Source organism: Azoarcus taiwanensis, assembly GCF_012910885.1.
GTDB lineage: Bacteria > Pseudomonadota > Gammaproteobacteria > Burkholderiales > Rhodocyclaceae > Azoarcus_F > Azoarcus_F taiwanensis.
Map to the genome: position 1 here is coordinate 1 of NZ_WTVM01000019.1, position 14,179 is coordinate 14,179.

Genomic DNA, 14,179 nt, shown 5'->3' on the forward strand with positions numbered 1-14,179 from the left:
GGCCGAAACGCTCGGCATGTACGATGACCATCAGGCTGGCGTTGGGGACATCGACTCCGACCTCGATGACCGTGGTCGCCACCAGCAGATCCACCTCTCCCGCGACGAAGGCGTTCATGACCATGGACTTTTCGGCCGGCTTGAGACGACCATGGACCAGCCCGATGCGCAGCTCAGGGAGCGCGGCCGACAGGGTTTCGAAGGCCTCCTGCGCGGTCTTGAGCTGCAGCGCTTCGGACTCCTCGATCAGCGGGCACACCCAGTAGGCCTGACGACCGCCGGCACACGCGTCGCGAATGCGGGCGATGACCTCGTCGCGGCGGGTATCGGACACCAGCCGGGTAGCAACTGGCGTGCGGCCGGGAGGCAGTTCGTCGAGTATCGACACGTCGAGGTCGGCGTAATGCGTCATCGCCAGCGTGCGTGGAATCGGCGTCGCCGACATCATCAGCATGTGCGGGCTGCTGCCGTCGACGGTCTTTTCTCGCAGCGCGAGGCGCTGACGCACACCAAAGCGGTGCTGCTCGTCGACCACCGCGAGACCGAGCCTGGGCACCAGCACCGGATCTTCGATCAGCGCATGGGTACCAACCGCGATCAGGGTTTCGCCGGCGGCGAGCCGCGTCATCGCCGCCTCGCGCTCACGCTTGCTCCGGCTGCCGGAAAGCCAGGCGACCTCCAGCCCGAGCGGCTCGAGCCAGGCGGCGAGCTTGATCCAGTGCTGCTCGGCGAGAATCTCGGTCGGCGCCATCAACACCGCCTGGTGGCCATTTTCGACGGCCTGCAACATGGCCAGGGCGGCGACGATGGTCTTGCCGCTGCCGACGTCGCCCTGCAACAGGCGCTGCATGGGGTGCGGCTCTGCGAGATCGCGGGCAATCTCGTCACCGGCGCGGCGCTGCGCCCCGGTCAGGCCGAAGGGGAGACGTTCGAGCAGCGTAGCAGTGAGCGTTCCACGCGACGGCAGCCGCGGTGCGTTTCGCGCCCGCCGGGCATTGTAGGCGCGGCGCAGTGAAAGCTGCTGAACCAGCAACTCTTCGAACTTGATCCGCCGCCACGCCGGGTGGGTGCGTGCCTCGAGCGCTTCCACCGCCATGCCGGGAGGCGGCCGATGCAGCATGCGCAAGGCCTCGGCGAAGGATGGCAGACCGAGTTCGGCCTGCACCACGGCCGGCAGCAACTCGTCGTCGTTGAAATCGGCGAGTGCGGTTTGCACCAGCTTGCGCAGCGCCGACTGGGCGAGGCCGGCGGTGGTCGGGTAGACCGGCGTCAGCGCGTCAGGCAAGGCTTCGCCGGTCTGCACGTTGCGCACCCTGGGGTGGATCATCTCGTCGCCGAAGAAGCCGCCGCGCACCTCGCCAAAGAGGCGCACCCGACGTCCGGGTTCGAGCTGGCGCTGCTGGGACGGATAGAAATTGAGCCAGCGCGCGACCAGTGTGCCGCTGTCGTCACGAACGCGGGCAATCAACTGACGCCGCCCACGCAGGCTCACCTCGCAGGACACAACCTCGCCTTCGACCAGCGCCGCTACACCCTCGCGACAGGCGTCGATCGGCGTCAGGCGGGTTTCGTCCTCGTAGCGCAGAGGCAGATGCAGCAAGAGATCATCCGGCCCGCGGATGTCCAGACGGGCAAGCCGACCGGCAAGCTGCGATCCGACTCCCGGCCAGCCCTCGGCGGCGACCTTGCGGGACCCGGGCATGCGCTGCGCTTATCCGGAGCCGTTCAGCCCAGCACCAGAATGGCGTCGGCCTCGACCACCGCGCCCTTGGGCAACTCGCGCACGCCGACCGCAGCCCGCGCGGGATACGGCTCGACGAAATAGCGCGCCATCACCTCGTTGACCTTGGCGAAATTCGACAGATCGGTAAGGTAGATAGTGAGCTTGACCGCGTCGGCCAGAGAACCGCCCGAGGCCTCGGCCACCGCCTTGAGATTCTCGAATACACGCACAGTCTGGGCCTCGAAACCGTCGACCATCTCCATCGTTGCCGGATCGAGACCGATCTGACCCGAGAGATAAACCGTGTTGCCGGCGCGCACTGCCTGGGAATATGTGCCGATGGCTGCCGGCGCCGAAGCGGTGGAAATGATGGAACGCGTCATGGCCTGTATCCTCTGATGGTGGACGTTGGATTGTAACCGGGGGTAGTCGATGAAACCGATGATCGAGAATCTCGAAAAACTGCTCGACGGGCCGCGCGATGGCGCGATGCTGCGCTTCTCGCTTGGCAATGCCTGGCTGGATCAGGACCCGGGCAAAGCGGTGAGCTATTACCGCGAGGCGATCGAACGCGATCCGGACTATTCGGCCGCCTGGAAGGCACTGGGCAAGGCGCTCGCGCTGGCCGGACAGACCGCGGAAGCGCTCGACGCCTATCGCCAGGGCATCACGGTCGCAGAAACGCGGGGTGACCTGCAGGCTGCGAAGGAGATGAAGGTATTCGCCCGCCGACTGGAGAAAGACACCTGAGCGCCGCTCACCTTGACGGGCGGAAGCGGCTCAACTCCGTTCGCGCAGAATCACCTCGCAGCCGAGCCTGTTGATGATCTTCTGCATGCCTTTACGGCTTTCGGGATTGATCACCAACGGCCCCATGAAGTTGGCTCGCATCCCGGTGTCGGCAGGCGAAGCGGCCCCGCCATCCTCGCGGCGCAAGATCACCGCGACCGCGACATCTTCGGCTCGTTCGAGACCGAGCAGACTCACTTCCTCGGGCTGCAGCTCGAATTCGTAGCTGATGCCGAGCAGCTCTGGCCCGGCTACTGACAACACCAGCGCGGGCTCATCCAGGCTTTGCAGCAGATGCAAGCCACTTTCGCCGCTTTCGTCGTGCACCAGCGCAAAGCGCTTGCAGTGCTCGAACCCCGGTAAACCGAGGGGGAAGTCGATGATTTTGTCGTCTGACACTTCAACCTGACCGAGAACCGGACTTTCGATGCGCATTTGATGCCTCCCTGACTTGTTCTATCTTGGTTTTTCGGTTCGTACTCAGCGTCCGCCGGGTGCGACAACGACCGACTGCAATCCCTGCGCCTGCCCGAGTTCGGCTGCGACTCCGTCGGCCACGCTTCGCTCCATGAACGGTCCGAGCACGATTCGCGCGTCTCGCACAACAGCATACCCCCAGGACCGCACCCGCCGCTGCAGTCCATCGGCATTCCCGGCATCGCCGAACACCCCGAGCTGGACGACATGACCGCCCGCGGGCAGTTGCACAACCAGCCCCCGCTGACGATGACTGCGCTCGAGCGCCCTCATCGCCTCGAGTGCGGCAGCGCGGGTGGGATAGGGACCAGCGGACACCCGCCACTGCAAGCGTGCAGAATGACCGGCTGCCATCAGCTCGGCCACGAGGCGTTCGACGTCGTCGGGGTTCGCATAGTCGCCGAGACGCACCAGATAGCCGGACTGGGCGACCGGCGCGCTCGCCACAGGCGCTGCCGCGCGCTGAGCCGGCTGCATCCGGCTCGGTGCCGGTGCCGGTGCCGGATCGACGCGCTGCGCAGCCACCGGCTCCGGCTCGGGTGCGAGCGGAGCAGGAGCTTCATCGGGCGCGCTCTGATCGACGGCCTGTGCCTCCTGCTCGGTGGTGGCTTCCTCATGCAGGTCACCCGCTTCGACGACCGGCGCATCGTCGAGGCCGTTCCCAGCCTCACCCGGCCGGTCTTCCGGCAATGCCGGCGGTTCGGTCGTCACACGCTCGACCAGCGGCGGGACCACTTCAACGGGGCCGGGCGTGACTTCAACACGCTCGACTGGCTGCGGCAGGGTTTCGTCCGGCGCGTCACCGTCGTAAAGACTCAGTCCCACGACGAGCAACAGCATGACCACGCAGGCCAGCGCGGCACGATAGAGCAATGCCTTGCGCCGGCGACTGGGGTCCAGCACTTCACGATAATCGCGCCCTTCGATCCTCATCGGCTCTGCTCCTCATCCGCCTGGCCGCCACGCTGCGCCAGAGAACGCACCAGCTCGGCCTCGGAGACCGAAATCCCGCAACGCTCGGCGATGCTGTCGACGTCGAGCCCCCGACGGGCGAAGACCAGGGCCTCGCTGTACTCCGGCGCAGTGCCCGGCGTGATCAGCGCACTCTCGAGCTGCGACTTGATCGCGCCCATCCGCTCTTCCATCGCCAACGCATGACGACGCTGCTCGTCCTGCTCGAGGCGCAACTGCGCGACATCGCGCCGCAGCTGCTGCACTTCCAGCTCCAGCTGGAAGGTGTCCATGCCCTCCTGCTTGTCCGCCGCCTCCAACGTAGCCGCGGGCTCGCGGGCGCTGCCGGGCGTCTTGCCCTGGTCGAGCTGCGAGGCCCGATAAAGCTGATAGAGCACATACAGGAAAAGAACGACGACGATCAGCCAGACGATTTCACGCATCACGCTCCCCCTGCATGACCCGCACCGGCGGGCATTGGAACACGCTTCAGGCCAGCCGCGCCGATCATGCGCCCGCCACCTTGGACAATGCCTGATCCAGATCCCAGACGATGTCGTCCAGGGTTTCGATGCCGATCGACAGACGTACCATGTCCGGCGGCACGCCGGCGGCACGCTGCTCCTCTTCGGAAAGCTGGCGATGCGTCGTCGAAGCCGGGTGGATGACTAGCGTCTTCGCATCGCCGACGTTTGCGAGATGGCTAATCATCTGCAAGGCGTCGATGAATCGCTCGCCCGCCACCTGCCCGCCCCGGATGCCGAAAGAGAGGATGCCGCCGGCGCCGCGTGGTAGGTAACGACGGGCCAGTGCATGGTCCGGGCTGTCGGCCAGCCCCGGGTAGTTTACCCATTCGACCTGGTCGTGCGCGGACAGAAACTCGGCCACCGCAAGCGCGTTGGCGACATGGCGATCCATGCGCACATGCAGGGTCTCGATGCCCTGCAACAGCATGAAGGCGTTGAACGGTGACAAGGCCTGGCCAAAGGTGCGCAGTGTTTCCATGCGAGCCTTCATCGTGAAGCCGAAGTTGCCGAAAGTCTCGTAGAAGCGAACCCCGTGATAGCCCGCGGACGGTTCGACCATCTGCGGGAAGCGCCCGTTATCCCAGGGGAAGCGGCCGGATTCGACGAGCACACCACCCATCGTCGTGCCATGACCGCCGATGTATTTGGTCGCCGAATGCACGACGATGTCGGCACCGTGCTCGATCGGCCGGCACAGATAGGGCGAAGCCAGCGTGTTGTCGATGACCAACGGCACGCCGGCCGCTCGGGTGACTTCCGCCACCGCAGCGATGTCGAAGACATTCAGCCCCGGATTGCCGATGATTTCGCCGTATACCGCCTTGGTCCTGTCGGTGATCGCGGCCGCGAAGTTGGCCGGGTCCGACGGGTCGACAAAGATCGTGCGGATGCCGAGCCGCCGCAGACTGACGTCGAGTTGCGAAAAACTGCCGCCGTAGAGCGTGCGCGCGGCGACGATCTCGTCACCCGCCTCGCACAGGGTGAGCAAGGCGGTCATCTGCGCCGCCAGGCCGCTGGACACCGCGAGGGCGGCCCGCCCACCCTCGAGTGTCGCGACCCGCTCCTCGAGCACCGCCACCGTCGGGTTGGAGATACGCGAATAGACGTTGCCGAAAGTCTGCAGATTGAACAGCGAGGCCGCGTGTTCGGCCGAGTCGAACACATAGGAGGTCGACTGGTAGATGGGCACCGCGCGCGCGCCGGTGACCGGGTCCGGCTGCTGGCCGGCATGAAGGCACAGGGATTCTATGCCGAAGCGATGGTCTGGCATCGGATGCTGGGCGGGCCAGCCGCCTCGGAAGTGATATTCCGGACGATAATACCTGCTGCCCCGACCTGCATACAATCGACACGCCCATGCTTACCGATATCCCGGCGATTCTTTTCTGGCTCAAGAAACTGCTCGGCCAGTTGCTGCTGCCACCGCTGGCCCCTCTGCTTCTGATCCTCGTCGGGCTCCTGCTGCTGCGCCGCTGGCGACGCACAGGTCTCTCGGTCGCATGGCTCGGACTCGCGTTTGCGATCGTCACCGCTTCACCTGCCACCGTCGGCTGGATGCTCGGCCCGCTGGAAGCCACGCCTCCAGTCAGCCTCGCGCAGGCACGACAGGCCCAGGCAATCGTGATCCTTGGCGGCGGCCGACGCAGCTATGCGCCGGAATATGGCGGCGAAACCGTCGGGCGCCTCACGCTGGAGCGGGTGCGCTTCGGCGCCCGGATCGCGCGCGAGACGGGCTTGCCGGTGCTGCTCACCGGCGGACTGCCGGGCGAGGGCATGGCCGAGGCAGATCTGATGCATGACGCGCTGGAGAACGATTTCGGCATCGCCCCCCGTTGGATCGAACGCGCCTCAAGGGATACGCGCGAGAATGCCGCCCTCTCCGCAGTCCATCTCGAAGCCGCGGGAGTGACCCGCATCGTGCTGGTCACCCATGCGGTTCACATGCCCCGCGCCGCGGCCGAGTTCGAAGCCCGAGGCTTCGAGGTCGTCCCTGCCCCGACCGGCTGGTTCGGCAACCGTGAGCCGTCGGATGACTTGCCCAATTTGCTTCCCGGTGCGAACTCCGCCTTCGCGGGCTGGCTTGCAACCCACGAATGGCTTGGTCGGCTGGCTTACCGTTTGGGGGTCTGAGTCTGTCCGTCAAACCTTGAGCCGACGATGAAGACAGAGAGAGCTGTGCAAGCATCTGGCATCCACACGCTCGTGCAGGCGTCACCCGCTGGCGTTCGCCGCTCACGCGGCTCCCACAGGTGAGGGAAACGCTTGCTGGAACGGCGTGGGCCGCGAACCACTCTAGCGGTACGCAGCCTGCAAGCACTAGCCACATGCGCTCGATTTGGTTTACGTCGCCCGGACTGCGACAATTGCGGCTTCACCGCAGCCGGACGACCGCGACAGGAGCATAGCCATGAGCGACGTGATGATCGTGCTGACCAACCTTCCGGACGAAGCGAGTGCACAGTCGCTGGCCGAGCAACTCGTCGGTGCGCGACTTGCGGCCTGCGTCAATCAGTTGGCGCCGTGCCGATCGGTGTACCGCTGGGAAGGTGAGGTCGTGAACGAAGTCGAAGTGCCGCTGCTGATCAAGACCACCCGGACGCGCCTTGCGGCGCTGCAGGACGCGATCCGGAGCGCCCACCCCTATGAACTTCCCGAGATCATTGCTGTCCCGGTAGAGTCCGGTTTGCCCGGCTATCTCGCCTGGGTCGCCGCCGAATGCAACTCCGGCCTATGACCGCGTGATCACCTCCAGCGCCCCATTCATGCCCAGCAAAACCTCCCCGATGCAACGACTTCTTTCACTGTTCGCGCTGATCGTCGCGATGCTCTTGTTCGCAGCGCCGGCCGCTGCCGACCCGATCGAGCCAGAGCGCGCCTTCCCGGCGTCGGCTCGCATGCTCAATGCCGACACGATCGAGGTCGTGTTCGACGTGCGGCGCAATTACTACCTCTACCAGGACAAGTTCGGTTTCGAGGTCGCCGACGAGCGTGCAACGCTCGGCACTGCCGAACTCCCGCCGGGGCGGCCGTACAAGGATGAGTTCTTCGGCGAAACCACGATCCACCGCGGCAAGGTCAACATTCTGCTGCCGGTTTCGGCGCCCGAAGGCGTCACCGAGATCGATCTGGTCGCCAAGAGCCAGGGGTGCTGGGATGGCGGCATCTGTTACCCGCCGATGGAACAGATCGTCCGGGTCGACCTGAGCGCCGCACCCGCCGGCAGTGGCCTCGGCCTGCTGGATCGTGCCCTCTCCGGCGGCAGTGCGCAATCGACCGGCAGCGCTACCGCACCCCGCATGGGCGACGAGAGCGGCCGCATAGCCAGCCTGCTGCGCGATGCGAGCGTGGGTCTGGTACTGGCGAGCTTCTTCGGCTTCGGGCTGCTGCTTGCGTTCACGCCCTGCACCTTCCCGATGATCCCGATCCTGTCGGGCATCATCGTCGGCCAGGGCGAACACATCAGTCGCATGCGCGCACTAGTGCTGTCGCTCGCCTATGTGCTGGGCATGGCCTTCACGTACGCGCTGGCTGGCGTGGCGGCCGGGCTGTCCGGCACGATGCTCACTGCGGCACTTCAGAACGCCTGGGTGCTTGGCGCCTTCGCGCTGCTGTTCGTCTTGTTGTCGCTGTCGATGTTCGGATTCTACGAGTTGCAGATGCCGAGCGCGCTGCAAAGCCGCTTGTCCGAGACAGCCAGCCACCGCAAGAGTGGAAGCCTGGGCGGGGTGGCGACCATGGGCGTGCTGTCGGCGCTCATCGTCGGCCCCTGCGTCGCGGCGCCGCTGGCCGGCGCATTGCTCTATATCGCACAGACCGGCGACGCCGTGCTCGGTGGCATGGCCTTGTTCGTGATGGCGCTCGGTATGGGTGCGCCGCTACTCGCGGTCGGCGTTGGCACGCGCTCGATGCTGCCAAAGATCGGTCCCTGGATGGAGGGGGTCAAGCGGGCTTTCGGCGTCATGCTGCTTGCCGTAGCGGTGTGGCTGCTGACTCCGGTCGTACCCGAAATCTTCACCATGCTCGCTTGGGCCGCGCTGCTGATCTTCTCCGGCATCTTCCTGCATGCGCTCGACCCCTTGCCGAACAACGCGAAGAACTGGATGCGCTTCTGGAAGGGTGCCGGCGTGGTGATGCTGCTCGCGGGTGCCGCAATGCTCATCGGCACCCTGGCCGGTTCGCGCGACCCATTGCAGCCGCTAGCAGTGTTGCGCGCCGATGCCGCGACACCGACCGCCCAGCCACGCTTCGAGCGCATCGACTCGATCGAAGAGCTCGAACTGCGCCTCGCGACTGCCAACACCCCGGTGATGCTCGACTTTTACGCAGACTGGTGCGTCTCCTGCAAGGAAATGGAGCGTTTCACGTTCAGCAACGCACAGGTCGCACAGCGTATGGACCGCATGCTCTTGCTCAAGGCCGACGTCACCGACAACACCGCCGAGCACAAAGCCTTGTTGCAACGCTTCAATCTCTTCGGCCCGCCGGGCATCATCTTCTTCAATCCCGAAGGACGAGAGATAGACAATCTGCGGGTCGTGGGCTTCATGCGCGCCGGCCCGTTCGGCGAGGTACTGGACGCAGTGCTGCGTTAAGTCACGGTTTCGCCTACAATCTCGGCTTCCTTCCCGACGCTGATCCCCCCATGTTTTCCGGAATCGTGGCCGCCTGCGGCCGTATTACCGCTATTGCGCCGCTCGAAGACGGCGTGCGCCTGACTGTCGACACGAACGGACTCGACCTGTCGGACGTCGTCATCGGTGACAGCATCGCCAACAGCGGCGTGTGCCTCACGGTGATCGAGATCGATGGCCCGCTGGTGCGCTTCGACGTCTCGCGCGAGACCCTCAACTGCACTACCGGCCTCGACCAGACCGACGCCGAGGTCAATCTTGAAAAGGCGCTGCGGCTTGCCGACCGCCTCGGCGGACATCTGGTCACCGGCCATGTCGACGGGGTCGGCGAGGTGCTGCGCTTCGCACCAGTCGGCGAAAGCCACGAGCTCGTGATCCGTGCCCCGGCTGCGCTCGCCGGCTACATCGCTCGCAAGGGGTCGATCACCGTCAACGGAGTCAGCCTGACCGTCAATCGGGTCGAAGGCACCGACTTCTCGATCAACCTGATCCCGCACACGGTGGCGGTGACCAACCTCAAGCGGCTCGAAGCGGGAAGCCTGGTCAATCTCGAGATCGATCTCATCGCCCGCTACGTCGAACGCATGCTCGCCTGGCGCGAGGAGGCGCCGCAGCCATGAGTGCACTGTCTCCGATTTCCGAAATCATCGAGGAGATCCGCCTCGGTCGCATGGTCGTACTGGTCGACGAGGAAGACCGCGAGAACGAGGGTGACCTGGTACTCGCGGCCGAGCACGTCACACCGGAGGCGATCAACTTCATGGCGAAGCACGGGCGCGGCCTGATCTGCCTGACGCTCACAGAAGAGCGCTGCCGCCAGCTCGACCTGCAGCTCATGGTGCGCAACAACCGCTCACCCCACGGCACCGCCTTCACCACCTCGATCGAAGCCGCCGAAGGCGTGACCACCGGCATCTCGGCTCACGACCGCTCTCGCACCGTCGAAGCTGCGGTCGCTCGCCATGCCAAACCCGAGGACATCGTCCAGCCAGGTCACATCTTCCCGCTGATGGCCCAGCGCGGCGGTGTGCTGATCAGGGCCGGCCACACCGAAGCAGGTTGCGATCTCGCGATGCTCGCCGGCCTCGAGCCCGCGGCCGTGATCTGCGAAATCCTCAAGGACGACGGCACGATGGCGCGTTTGCCGGACCTCGTACCGTTCGCGAAAGAGCATGGCCTCAAGATCGGCGCGATCCGCGATCTCATCGAATACCGGGCTGCGACCGAGCATCTGGTGGAGCGGGTTGCCGACAAGGAAGTCGACACCGCCTACGGCCGCTTCCGCCTGTGCGCCTTCGAGGACAAGACCTCCGGCGACGTACACTTCGCGCTGGCCCGCGGCGACATCCGACCGGATGCCGAGACCCTGGTCCGGGTGCACGAACCCATCTCCGTGGTGGACTTCCTGGACCCCTCCTGCGGCAAGCACAGCTTTCCGGTCGGGACCGCACTCGAACGCATCGCAGCGGCCGAGCGAGGCGTGATGGTTCTGCTGTACCGCCCTCAAAGCGGCAAGGACCTGCTCGCCAGCATCAGCGGCAGCACCGCTCGCAGCGCGCGGTGGGATCCGCGACTGTTCGGCGTCGGAGCGCAGATTCTGCGCGACCTCAACGTCGGTAAGATGCAGGTGCTCGCACCGCGCCAGAAGATTCCGAGCATGGCGGGCTTCGGCCTCGAAATCACAGGCTTCATCGATCAGGATTGATCGCCCAGTAAATCGCACAACGGAACCGTACATATGGCACGTTTCGACAACATCACCGAATTCGAACCCGATCTTAACGGCCGCGGACTGCGCATTGGCATCGTCATGAGCCGTTTCAATCAGGACGTCTGCGAGGGCCTGCTATCCGCCTGTGTGGACGAGCTTCTTCGCCTCGAGGTCGCACCGGACCTCATCCGCGTGGCGACCGTTCCGGGAGCCCTCGAGATTCCGCTCACTCTTCAGACCATGGCGCGCAGCGGCCGCTTCGACGCGCTGATCGCACTCGGCGCGGTAATACGCGGCGAAACCTATCATTTCGAGCTGGTTTCCAATGAAATGGGTAGCGGCATCAACCGTGTCGGCCTCGACACCGGCATCGCGATTGCCAACGGCGTACTCACCACCGAGGACGACGATCAGGCGCTGGCGCGCATGCACGAGAAGGGCACCGACTGCGCACAGGCCGCAGTCGAGATGGCGAACCTGCTGAAGGCGCTGAAATGAGCGGCAAGGCAGCACGCCGCCGGGCTCGCGAGTTCGCGCTGCAGGGCATCTACCAGTGGCTGTTGTCGGGCAACTCGGTACCGGTCATCGAAGAGCATATCGAGCAGGCCACCGGTTTCGACAAGGCCGACCGCGAGTTCTTCGTCGGACTGATGCGCGGCGCGGTGGATCAGATCGACGAGCTGCAGGCTGAATTCGCGCCCTTCATCCATCGCGAGGTGCATGAACTGTCGCCCGTCGAGCGTGCCATCCTGCTGCTCGCCACTTTCGAGCTCAAGCACCACATCGAAATCCCCTACCGGGTGGTGATCAACGAGGCGATCGAACTCGCCAAGAGCTACGGCGGCACTGACGGTCATCGCTTCGTCAATGGCGTGCTCGACAAACTCGCGGCCCACCTCCGCAGCATCGAGGTCGAGGCCACTCGCGCGGGCAAGAATCCCGCCTGACTTAGAGCCCGCCATGGCGGGCGCATGACCGAGCAGAGACTCTGGCGGTCGCTCAAACCAAAAAAAACCCGGTTCGCCGTAAAGCGACCGGGTTTTTTTGCACGCCCCGCAAGGGGCGGCAATCACTTGCCGTTGACGGCGTTCTTCAACGAGGCGCCAGCCGAGAACTTGGGCACGCGTGCTGCGGCGATCTCGATGGTCGCACCAGTTTGCGGGTTGCGGCCAGTGCGGGCGGCACGCTCGGAAACTTCGAAAGAGCCGAAACCGGTAAAGGAGACTTTCTCGCCAGCGGCCATGCGCTCGGCGATGATGTCCAGAACGGCGGACAGCGAACGATCGGCTTGAGCGCGCGAAACATCCAGACGGTCGGCCAAGGCTTCGACAAATTCACCTTTGTTCATGCTTTTCCTCAATTGGTGTGTGTGTGGGACAAATCGAGTTTCAAATCTAGACTCCCGCGTCGCGCCCCATGTCTTCACGCTCCGCGGCTTTCGACGCAAGGAATCTGAAACCAACGGCATGGTATTCCACCGGGCCGCGGGGATCAACCAGAGTTTCGCTTTTTACGTGGGTTTGCACACATTCACAGGCCCAAAAACACTTCAACAGACCCGGCACCCCGCCCTCATCTCATATGACGAAACACCGAGGAAGCCAGCGGACCCGGCCGATGATATGGTTTAGCCTGTGGCCTGAATGGCACAGCACACCCATCCATGGTGTGAATATACAAGTATCCGACTCATGATACCGTCGACCTGTCACGCCCCCTGCAACGAGAAGTGGCTCCTCCGTCTCGTACCGGCCGGGCTGGCGGTCGCCATCACCATCGGACTGTCTCTAGCCGCACTCCCCGACAGTGGTGGCGCGTGGCGCCGGGTCGCGATCATCAGCGGCTGGGCGAGCAGCGGCTTGCTCGCCACTGCCATGCTGCTGATGGTCAGGCTGCCGCGACTTTCGAAGCTGTTCGGCGACCTCGACAATGCTTACCTGTGGCATCACCGCTGTGGCGCCGCCGCCTACCTCACCTTGCTTCTCCACCCGGTGGCGCTGGCAATGGACGCTGCGCAAGCCGCTCCCGGCTCGGGCTGGACGGCCATTTCGCCGGCGGGCGGTGAGTGGGCGCGGTGGCTTGGCTGGGCCGCGCTGCTCGGGCTGATGCTGGGTCTGATGGCCACCTTCGCGCTGAGACTGCCCTATCGGATCTGGCGCAACGCGCACTGGCTGCTCGCGTTTACGGTGGTCGGCAGCGTCGCGCATACCCTTGCCTACGTGGGCAATCACCCCGCGGCGCTGATCTTCGCGGGACTGTGCATGCTCGCGCTCGCGCTGCGCTTCGGTTCCACGGTTCTCGCCACGAATGCACGTCGCTACCAGGTCGTGGAGGCAGAGCAAGTGGCCACGCGCGTGATTGAACTCCGCCTCCGGCCGAAGAGCCGGCACATCGCCCTTCACCCCGGTCAGTTCGTCATGGCCGCCTTCGACGCCAACCCCGCCTATAGAGGCTGCGGCGAGTTCCACCCGTTCACCGCCAGCGAGGTCAGCAGTGACGGCAGCCTCAAGCTTGCGATCAAGGCGCTCGGCCCCTGCACCCGCCGAATCCAGGGCATCAGCCCCGGCGCGATCGCGCGACTGCAGGGGCCGTTCGGCGGCTTTCTTTCGTGCGACCGCGATCGTCCTCAACTCTGGGTGGCGGCCGGCATTGGAATCACGCCTTTCGTCGCAGCACTTCGCGCCGAACGCTGCTTAGTCGCCACCGAGTTGATCTATGCGTTCGCCGAGCGCGACAGCGCGGCGTTCGTCGACAAGCTGAGTGCGCTTGCCGATGCCGACCCGTTGCTGTCACTGACGCGAATCGAGGCTGCGGATGCAAGTGCCGCCATCAAGCGCCGATTGGACGAGCTCCACGACCTTAAAGACCGCGCCTTGCAGATCTGCGGCCCGGCCGACATGGTCGCCTGGATCGCCAGTGAAGCCCGGCGACGGGGAGTCGCGGCCGGCAACATCCATTTCGAGCGTTTCGATTTCCGATGACGCGCATCCTCTTCATCGTCGCCACTGCGCTGTTCTGGACCGCCATCGCGTGGTTCGCGCTTCAGGCGCCCACGGACGTGCGCAGCCCCGCTGTTGCGGACGCGGAGACAACGTCAGAGGCCCCGGAAACTCCCCAACCCACCTTCTCGCTGAAAACACTGGCGCAGCACGACCACATCGACGACTGCTGGATGGCAATCGACGGCGTCGTCTACGACTTCACCGAATACATCCCGCGTCACCCGACACCGGCCGAGGTGATGACGGCCTGGTGCGGGCGGGAGGCGAGCGCGGCCTACCACGACAAAGGCGACGGCGAACCGCATTCGCGGCGCGCCGACGCAATGCTGCCGCGCTACCGTATCGGCGTACTCAACTGAAACCGCGAC

General features: G+C 65.0%; 17 protein-coding genes. 10 read left to right on the forward strand and 7 right to left on the reverse strand.

The genetic code is table 11. The features are described from left to right. Positions 1–1,702 (reverse strand): ATP-dependent DNA helicase RecG (gene recG, locus GPA21_RS04825; protein WP_168987082.1); only part of this gene is annotated, 1,702 nt, incomplete at its 3' end. A gap of 23 nt (positions 1,703–1,725) precedes the next feature. Continuing rightward, on the reverse strand, positions 1,726–2,106 hold the full coding sequence (locus GPA21_RS04830) for a RidA family protein (protein ID WP_168987083.1): 381 nt from the start codon (positions 2,104–2,106) through the stop codon (positions 1,726–1,728). 49 nt (positions 2,107–2,155) lie between these two features. On the opposite strand from GPA21_RS04830, the gene GPA21_RS04835 reads away from it, so the two are divergent. Continuing rightward, complete coding sequence (locus tag GPA21_RS04835) at positions 2,156–2,473, forward strand: tetratricopeptide repeat protein (RefSeq protein ID WP_168987084.1); 318 nt, start codon at positions 2,156–2,158, stop codon at positions 2,471–2,473. Between the two features lie 30 nt (positions 2,474–2,503). Here GPA21_RS04835 and fliW read toward each other — a convergent pair whose 3' ends face one another. The 4 genes from fliW to GPA21_RS04855 form a co-directional block, all read right to left on the reverse strand. After that, positions 2,504–2,947 carry a flagellar assembly protein FliW gene (gene fliW / locus GPA21_RS04840; RefSeq protein WP_168987085.1) on the reverse strand — a complete coding sequence of 148 codons (444 nt, stop codon included), beginning with the start codon at positions 2,945–2,947 and terminating at the stop codon, positions 2,504–2,506. A 45-nt stretch (positions 2,948–2,992) separates the two neighbouring features. Further along, complete coding sequence (locus GPA21_RS04845; protein WP_168987086.1) at positions 2,993–3,922, reverse strand: SPOR domain-containing protein; 930 nt, start codon at positions 3,920–3,922, stop codon at positions 2,993–2,995. After that, the gene (locus GPA21_RS04850) at positions 3,919–4,383 is read right to left on the reverse strand and encodes a DUF2802 domain-containing protein (RefSeq protein WP_168987087.1); all 465 of its coding nucleotides are present in this window, start codon (positions 4,381–4,383) and stop codon (positions 3,919–3,921) included. The genes GPA21_RS04845 and GPA21_RS04850 overlap by 4 nt, the downstream gene beginning before the upstream one ends. 64 nt (positions 4,384–4,447) lie before the next feature. Then, positions 4,448–5,737, reverse strand: coding sequence for an O-acetylhomoserine aminocarboxypropyltransferase/cysteine synthase family protein (locus tag GPA21_RS04855; RefSeq protein ID WP_168987088.1), 1,290 nt, complete (start codon positions 5,735–5,737; stop codon positions 4,448–4,450). 86 nt (positions 5,738–5,823) lie between these two features. On the opposite strand from GPA21_RS04855, the gene GPA21_RS04860 reads away from it, so the two are divergent. The 7 genes from GPA21_RS04860 (at position 5,824) to nusB (ending at position 11,756) form a co-directional block, all read left to right on the forward strand. Beyond that, entirely contained in the window at positions 5,824–6,597 is a 774-nt protein-coding gene (locus GPA21_RS04860; protein WP_168987089.1) for a YdcF family protein, read from the forward strand. A 277-nt stretch (positions 6,598–6,874) separates the two neighbouring features. After that, positions 6,875–7,201, forward strand: coding sequence for a divalent-cation tolerance protein CutA (gene cutA / locus GPA21_RS04865; RefSeq protein WP_168987090.1), 327 nt, complete (start codon positions 6,875–6,877; stop codon positions 7,199–7,201). Between the two features lie 49 nt (positions 7,202–7,250). Further along, positions 7,251–9,059 (forward strand): protein-disulfide reductase DsbD, encoded by a 1,809-nt coding sequence (dsbD, locus tag GPA21_RS04870; protein WP_211163422.1) that lies wholly within the window; start codon positions 7,251–7,253, stop codon positions 9,057–9,059. A 50-nt stretch (positions 9,060–9,109) separates the two neighbouring features. Next, complete coding sequence (locus GPA21_RS04875) at positions 9,110–9,718, forward strand: riboflavin synthase (RefSeq protein ID WP_168987092.1); 609 nt, start codon at positions 9,110–9,112, stop codon at positions 9,716–9,718. Continuing rightward, positions 9,715–10,803 (forward strand): bifunctional 3,4-dihydroxy-2-butanone-4-phosphate synthase/GTP cyclohydrolase II, encoded by a 1,089-nt coding sequence (ribBA, locus tag GPA21_RS04880; protein WP_168987093.1) that lies wholly within the window; start codon positions 9,715–9,717, stop codon positions 10,801–10,803. Before GPA21_RS04875 ends, ribBA begins: the two co-directional genes overlap by 4 nt. Before the next feature lie 33 nt (positions 10,804–10,836). Beyond that, positions 10,837–11,307, forward strand: coding sequence for a 6,7-dimethyl-8-ribityllumazine synthase (gene ribH / locus GPA21_RS04885; protein ID WP_168987094.1), 471 nt, complete (start codon positions 10,837–10,839; stop codon positions 11,305–11,307). Further along, on the forward strand, positions 11,304–11,756 hold the full coding sequence (gene nusB / locus GPA21_RS04890) for a transcription antitermination factor NusB (RefSeq protein WP_168987095.1): 453 nt from the start codon (positions 11,304–11,306) through the stop codon (positions 11,754–11,756). Before ribH ends, nusB begins: the two co-directional genes overlap by 4 nt. A gap of 122 nt (positions 11,757–11,878) precedes the next feature. Here nusB and GPA21_RS04895 read toward each other — a convergent pair whose 3' ends face one another. Further along, positions 11,879–12,157 (reverse strand): HU family DNA-binding protein, encoded by a 279-nt coding sequence (locus GPA21_RS04895; RefSeq protein ID WP_168987096.1) that lies wholly within the window; start codon positions 12,155–12,157, stop codon positions 11,879–11,881. 343 nt (positions 12,158–12,500) lie between these two features. Here GPA21_RS04895 and GPA21_RS04900 point away from each other — a divergent pair, with 343 nt between their 5' ends. Together GPA21_RS04900 and GPA21_RS04905 are read left to right on the forward strand one after the other, a co-directional pair. Next, entirely contained in the window at positions 12,501–13,790 is a 1,290-nt protein-coding gene (locus GPA21_RS04900) for a ferric reductase-like transmembrane domain-containing protein (RefSeq protein ID WP_168987097.1), read from the forward strand. After that, entirely contained in the window at positions 13,787–14,170 is a 384-nt protein-coding gene (locus GPA21_RS04905; protein WP_168987098.1) for a cytochrome b5 domain-containing protein, read from the forward strand. The genes GPA21_RS04900 and GPA21_RS04905 overlap by 4 nt, the downstream gene beginning before the upstream one ends. Positions 14,171–14,179: the final 9 nt, after the last annotated feature.